Source organism: Streptomyces sp. NPDC002573 (genome assembly GCF_042889625.1).
Taxonomy (GTDB): Bacteria; Actinomycetota; Actinomycetes; order Streptomycetales; family Streptomycetaceae; genus Streptomyces; species Streptomyces gibsoniae.
Genome location: NZ_JBIARC010000174.1, coordinates 1 through 5,675 on the forward strand (window position 1 = coordinate 1; position 5,675 = coordinate 5,675).

6 protein-coding genes are annotated in these 5,675 nt (G+C 66.2%); 2 read left to right on the forward strand and 4 right to left on the reverse strand.

Features of this window, described 5'->3' with window-relative positions:
- Window positions 1-516 precede the first annotated feature (516 nt).
- On the reverse strand, window positions 517-1,047 hold the full coding sequence (locus tag ACFYX0_RS46415; RefSeq protein WP_388981534.1) for a hypothetical protein: 531 nt from the start codon (window positions 1,045-1,047) through the stop codon (window positions 517-519).
- A gap of 1,615 nt (window positions 1,048-2,662) precedes the next feature.
- Between ACFYX0_RS46415 and ACFYX0_RS46420 the strand changes: the two genes are divergently transcribed.
- On the forward strand, window positions 2,663-3,055 hold the full coding sequence (locus ACFYX0_RS46420; RefSeq protein WP_388981536.1) for a hypothetical protein: 393 nt from the start codon (window positions 2,663-2,665) through the stop codon (window positions 3,053-3,055).
- A gap of 70 nt (window positions 3,056-3,125) precedes the next feature.
- Here the strand turns inward: ACFYX0_RS46420 and ACFYX0_RS46425 are convergent, their stop codons facing one another.
- The 3 genes from ACFYX0_RS46425 to ACFYX0_RS46435 all read right to left on the reverse strand — a co-directional run bounded on the left by ACFYX0_RS46425 (window position 3,126) and on the right by ACFYX0_RS46435 (window position 4,748).
- Window positions 3,126-3,320 carry a hypothetical protein gene (locus ACFYX0_RS46425; RefSeq protein WP_388981539.1) on the reverse strand — a complete coding sequence of 65 codons (195 nt, stop codon included), beginning with the start codon at window positions 3,318-3,320 and terminating at the stop codon, window positions 3,126-3,128.
- Window positions 3,321-3,457: 137 nt separating this feature from the next.
- Window positions 3,458-4,126: a phosphate signaling complex protein PhoU gene (gene phoU, locus ACFYX0_RS46430; protein ID WP_388981541.1), complete on the reverse strand. Its 669-nt coding sequence runs from the start codon at window positions 4,124-4,126 to the stop codon at window positions 3,458-3,460.
- A 142-nt stretch (window positions 4,127-4,268) separates the two neighbouring features.
- The gene (locus tag ACFYX0_RS46435) at window positions 4,269-4,748 is read right to left on the reverse strand and encodes an ATP-binding protein (RefSeq protein ID WP_388981544.1); all 480 of its coding nucleotides are present in this window, start codon (window positions 4,746-4,748) and stop codon (window positions 4,269-4,271) included.
- A gap of 161 nt (window positions 4,749-4,909) precedes the next feature.
- On the opposite strand from ACFYX0_RS46435, the gene ACFYX0_RS46440 reads away from it, so the two are divergent.
- Entirely contained in the window at window positions 4,910-5,287 is a 378-nt protein-coding gene (locus tag ACFYX0_RS46440) for an STAS domain-containing protein (RefSeq protein ID WP_388981547.1), read from the forward strand.
- Window positions 5,288-5,675 lie beyond the last annotated feature (388 nt).

Below are 5,675 nucleotides of genomic sequence, written 5' to 3' on the forward strand. Positions count from 1 at the left end.
TCCCCGGCCCATTCCCCCATCACCACAACAAAGAGTCTGGCCCCACCGCTCACGCGGCGGGGCCAGAACCCCAAGATCTTCATGACTCTTCTAGGGCTGGTTGGGGTTGGATAGCGATGGCCGGCGGCCCCATCCTGGACGGAGGACCCAAACTCCTCGGCTTCTCTTCCGAAGCGGCGATGGTGCTTTCTACCGTAGCTCTGGGGCTCGTCGTGCTCGGTGCGGTGCTTCTGGTCCGGGGCGGAGCATTCGCCAAGGCTCGTCGTGCTGGCGACGGCGATTGAGTGCCCCTAATCCTTATCTAGGACGACCGTCAAGTGGGCGACGGATGTCTGACACCAGCGGCTGACACCAACAGCGGCGGACGAAGGCGGATCAGGGCGAACCCTAGCGACCACTCGCACGCCGCATGATGGCCTGGATCCAGTGCCTAGAGCTCGCGGTGATTGACCTGATAAGGACGAGGCCTGATCTTCAAGTCTGTGCCGTCCGGAGGAAGCGTGGATCAGTTGCTGACTACGCGGGAGGGGCGTAAGGGTTCCCGTTGGACACCGGTGGGCCACCGCACGGTGCCCCCGGCGGCGGGACAGGAGCCCAGTCCGGGCCGCGGTGATCCAGCCACCACCTACCGATGGTGTGGAACTTCTCCTCGAAGCTGCGATCCCAGTTAAGGAACGCGGTGATCGGCGCCCGCAGGCGGGTACGGCGGCCGCCCGCTTCGTAGATCACGACGGTCCGGCTTCCGAAGAGAGACTCGATCTGGATGGCTTGGACGCTCGACCACGGGATGGTCCGTCGGCCGACGTTATGCACGATGGCCGCCGATGGCGTGAGAGTGACCCCGAAGAGCCGCGAGGCGATCGGCAGGACACCCCACACAAGCAGTTCTGAGACCAGCACAGGACCAGACCATCCCCCGTCCAACCAGAACAAGACCTGGAAGGGCACGACGATGACGCCGGGCAGCATGGACAGCAAGCATTGGAGAGGCGTCAACCGGTAACGGATGCGCTCCGGCGGCATAGCTGCCACCTGCAATTGCTCCATCGATCCCCGCCCCTCACGCGATGGAACCGGTGGTGGCTCATCATCGCCAAGGCAGCATGGCGGACGGTCGTGTCCCGCGACGTGGTGTAGGGGATCAAGCGCTACGCGTTCCGGTTCGAGGTCCGTAGCGATCTATGCGGAGGCGGCAGCCCAAGGAGTGTGCTGCTGACTTGAGTTGGACACCCGATCGGGCTGATCCACCGTCCTGGCCTGGGGATTCCGGTGCCTTGATCCCCTACACCACCTGGCGGGACGCCATCTGGCGGACCACGGGCGCGCTGTCCATCTGCCCATTCTCGGAAGCCGAGCAAGCGCTCTGGAGAACTGGTCTCGCCGCTTGCTGTGGCCGTGGATCTTGAGAGTGACCCACCGGCATCCTGCTGTACAGCAGCCGGATACAGCAACCACAGCAACCGTCCCCACCCCGTAGCGTCGCCTTGAGGCCGATGCGCGACCTGTATGACCGTCTCCGACCGATCTCTGTAGAGCTACGGATCAGAAGGTGCCGTGCCCCATCCGTGCCCGATCGCACGGGAACCCACGGGGAACTACGGTGCCGAGCGGGCACCGCACAACGCGACGGCCCCTGACCGTATCGCCTGATCAGGGGCCGTTCTCCTGCGCGGTGGGTGTGGGATAGGAGCCGCCGGATCTCAGCCCAGTCCTCCACACCGATCACCTCTTCCACCTGACTCCCATGGAGCCAGACCGATCACTTGATCACGGAAGGGGTCACTTTTCATCGACCGATAGGGGGTCGCGGTTCAAAGCACGGCCACACGGGTGTCCGGTGCCACCGAACATTGACCGCGTGCCATCGGGGGACCTTGATGGACGCGAGTATGTGTCATCGAAGTTTGATCAGGCCTGGTCAGGCCCGGAGAGGTGGGGTTGGGGCACCGCAGTGTGGAGGAACGGAGGTACCGGGCAAGAGGCGGTGCGAGATGAGCACACCCGTGGCTTGTATCTTCACCAAGACCGAGACGGTAGAGGCTGCACCCGTGCGCAGGGTGCGGCCTCCGCTCAAAGAGGGCCTCGCCCTCTTCGACGATCGCGGCGCCAGGATGCAACGGCCGGATGCAACGGCCGAGAGAGACGTACCAGCACGGTCCCGGCTCTACATCACCTGACTGAAGCCTCGATGAAGTCTGCAAGGCGGGGGAACAGTAGGAGGTAGGCAGCCACCATAATGACCACTCTCAGCGCCCAGAACCACCGGGCTGAGACTTTGTGCCAGGCTTCCGCTTCACTTCTTCTCGAGTCCCTCACCCCGTGCCTCCGTCGGTCAAAGCGCTGACGCCGACGGAGCAAGGCACACTCACCGTCATCGCCGCATCTGCGAGGGTCACTGCGGAAAATCTCATGGGTGGCAACTCCCTGTCTCGCCCTTTCCGCAGATCTAACGGCCTGGGCTGTCTTCCGCCAGGAGCCACCCAGCTGCATCACACACCTTCAGCAATGCGAAGCACTCGACTGCAGCAGCAATGACCTGCGCCATCCCAGTCCTGCAACACTCCGGCTCGCCGAACAGCGGGTGCTGGCACCTTGAACTCCGAGCCCTTTCACCGAATCCCGATACCCGCGCCGCGCCGTGGGGCCTGGCACGATGGTTCTCATGCAGCCGCTGCCGGCTCCCTGCCCCTCCGACCTCATCCCTGACGCGACAGGCATGGACGCCTTTAACGCCGCGTACCGGCGAGCCATGCAGCAGCGTGCCGTCTTCGTCGCCATCGAGTGTGAGGGCAGGCAGTGGACGGTGAAGGCCGACACGATCACGGCCCCGCAACACGTCGTCGACGACCTGGTGTACGACGCTGTCCGTACCGCGGTCATCCAGTTGATCCGCTCCCGCGAGATCCGCTCTGACTCCTCCGCGGGGCCGGTCTACTTCGTGCTGTACGGCGTGGGGAGAGAGCAGCGGGCCCGCGAACTCGCGGCGGCACTGCACGCCGCCTTGTACGGAACACTCGAACCACTGGCCCACGCCGTGCCCCACTCACCCCCCTAGCGCCAACGGCTGCTCCAGCCAAACCCGTCGTCGTTACCCCGACGGCCTGTCGAGCCGGGGCCCAACTCGTCTAGAGGCGGGCTTCCGCAGCCGTCCGGCGATGATCATCGGCGATCTGCACTGCCTGGGTTTCCGCCACAACGCCGCTGTCCAGACCGCAGGTGCACCGCACCACTGCGCGACCGGTCGGCTCATACTCGACCCACCCTCCCTGGTGCGTCGTATTCCGGGTGATGCCGTGCACGACGGTCGTGTGTTCCACCATGCGCCCATGCTGGCCGCCGGGGTCCGGCTCGCCAATGGCGCGCCCGCCCAATGGCCGAATCACAGCCCCGCCGACTGCCCGCTGCATCCGTCTCATGAGGAAAGCGGGACAAGCGGGCACCCGCCGGGCCCGGGAGGTCACGTGAATCCGTCGGCGGGCAGCTCGTCCACGTGCTCGCCCGTGACCAGAAAGACCACGCACCGGGCCACCGACACCGCGTGATCGGCGAACCGCTCGTAGTAGCGGCCGACCAGCGCGACGTCCACGGCCGTCTCCACGCCATGCTGCCACTTCTCGTCCATCAGATGCTGGAAGACCATACGGTGCAGCTCGTCCATGCGGTCGTCGTCCTTCTCCATCTGAAGTCCCGCATCGACGTCCTGGGAGATGACCACTTCGGCGGCCTGCGCCATCAGGCGCTGCGCAAGCTGACCCATCTCCAAGACGGTGCGGCGCAGATCGCGCGGCACCGCCCGCTCGGGATAGCGCATCCGGGCGAGCTTGGCCACATGCTGGGCCAGGTCCCCTGCGCGTTCCAGGTCCGCGCTCATGCGCAGCGACGTGACCACGATGCGTAGATCCGTGGCCACCGGCTGCTGCCGCGCCAGCACCGCAATCGCCCGGTTCTCTAGGTCGCGCTGCAGATCATCGACCCTTTCGTCGGCAGAGATCACGCTCTCGGCGAGCTGCAGATCGGCATCCAGGAGCGCGGTCGTGGCCAGGCTGATGGCCGAGCCGACCAGGTTCGCCATCTCCACCAGGTCATCACTGATCGAGGCGAGTTCCTCGTGGTAGGCCTCCCGCATCGCGTCCTCACAGTCCAGCCGTGCCGTCGCCGACCTCCCCCAGCTGCCAGGCTCGCACAGGGACCAGCCGATGCCCACACGCCAGCGAGCCGTGATCAAATCTCGGCGCCCATTTCTGGCCGCAACCCTCTCATTCCGGTGACTAAAGGGGGCGGCGCCCGGTGACCGCGCCGCCCGGGTCGTCCAGCAGGGCGATGCGGGCGGTGATGCGTTTGCCGACCGGCTCCCGCTGCGCTTCGAAGCCCTGGCAGACCGCCATGACGATCTCCAGGCCGTGCTGGCCTACCCGGCCGGCATTCCCTATCCGCGCCATGGGCAGCACCGGGTCGGAGTCCCACACCACTACCTCGACCATGTCACCGGCAATCCGCAAGTCCAGCAGCACCGGGCCCGGAGCGTACTTGATGGCGTTGGTGACCAGCTCACTCACCACCAACTGGGTCAGGTCCATGGCGCGCTGCGAGACCGGCAGGCCGTGCTCGGCCTGGACGCGGATGAGGAAATCGGCAGCCAGATGACGGGCCTCGGCGATGACCGCGCCGGTCCCGTCCAGGGCCACCGTGGTCTGGATAGCCCTTTCACTCGGCGTGGTGCCGTCCTCCCCCACAGGGACTATTTCCATCGCGGCCACCCTCACTACCCCATTCACACCACGCGCGTATACCCGAAACGGGGAAGGTGACGCACACCGCTCCTGGCGTTGCCTTCGTCTCACCCAGGCATCACCCCGTGCGTTAAGGGCAGTGATACCCGCGAGGGAGAGGCTGTGCCAGGATCGCCGACATGGCTGGGGGAGAAATGGCGGACACCGAACACGCGATACCGGCGGGCGAGCTGTCTATCGTGGCCTCCGTCACCGACGGTGTCCACGTGCTGACCGCCGCGGGGGAGATCGACCACCACACCGGGGGCACGCTCGCGCAGGCCCTCTACCTCTCCGGAGCGCCCCGGCCCCGCGTCGTGGTGGACCTGGGACAGGTGACCTTCATGGACTCCAGCGGCATCAACATCCTCATCAACGCCCACCGCACCCTCACCGAGGCCGGCGGCTGGATCCGCTTGGCCCGACCCCGCCCGGCCGTGCAACGCGTCCTGCACCTCGTGGGCATCGACACCATCATCGACTGCCACGAAACCCTCCCCCAGGCACTCACCGCCTGACCGGTCGCAGTCCCTGGCTGTTCGGCCGGTCCACAGGGCTGCCTGCCGTACTGGGGCGGACGGTGAGTCGTGGATTCTTGCCGCCCAGCAACCGCGTCTTCAGCAGGGCGCCCCTGCTCGCATTTCAGCCGCGGGTGGTAGCGCGTAGCAATCCGTCCTCATGGACACCCCGTACGGGGCAGACAGACGACGGACGTCCCTCTAGACGTCTCGCAGGTCAGAGCCACACACGCCGCGCTGAGCCGAGACCTCGGCACTGGGCCCCCCGTTGTCCTGGTCTTTGCCCAGTGCGCCGACTCTGGTGCGCAATTCGTGACGTCGGGTCGGCTGGGTGCGGCATGATCACGGGTGCGGTCGCTTCCCTGTCGTGCGGCTGCGGGGGTGATGT

What these genes read in the sequence shown, in the direction of transcription:
- ACFYX0_RS46415 (WP_388981534.1), bottom strand. Translation starts at nt 1,047, where the DNA reads ATGGAGCAATTGCAGGTGGCAGCTATGCCGCCGGAGCGCATCCGTTAC.
- ACFYX0_RS46420 (WP_388981536.1), top strand. Translation starts at nt 2,663, where the DNA reads ATGCAGCCGCTGCCGGCTCCCTGCCCCTCCGACCTCATCCCTGACGCG.
- ACFYX0_RS46425 (WP_388981539.1), bottom strand. Translation starts at nt 3,320, where the DNA reads ATGGTGGAACACACGACCGTCGTGCACGGCATCACCCGGAATACGACG.
- phoU (WP_388981541.1), bottom strand. Translation starts at nt 4,126, where the DNA reads ATGCGGGAGGCCTACCACGAGGAACTCGCCTCGATCAGTGATGACCTG.
- ACFYX0_RS46435 (WP_388981544.1), bottom strand. Translation starts at nt 4,748, where the DNA reads ATGGAAATAGTCCCTGTGGGGGAGGACGGCACCACGCCGAGTGAAAGG.
- ACFYX0_RS46440 (WP_388981547.1), top strand. Translation starts at nt 4,910, where the DNA reads ATGGCTGGGGGAGAAATGGCGGACACCGAACACGCGATACCGGCGGGC.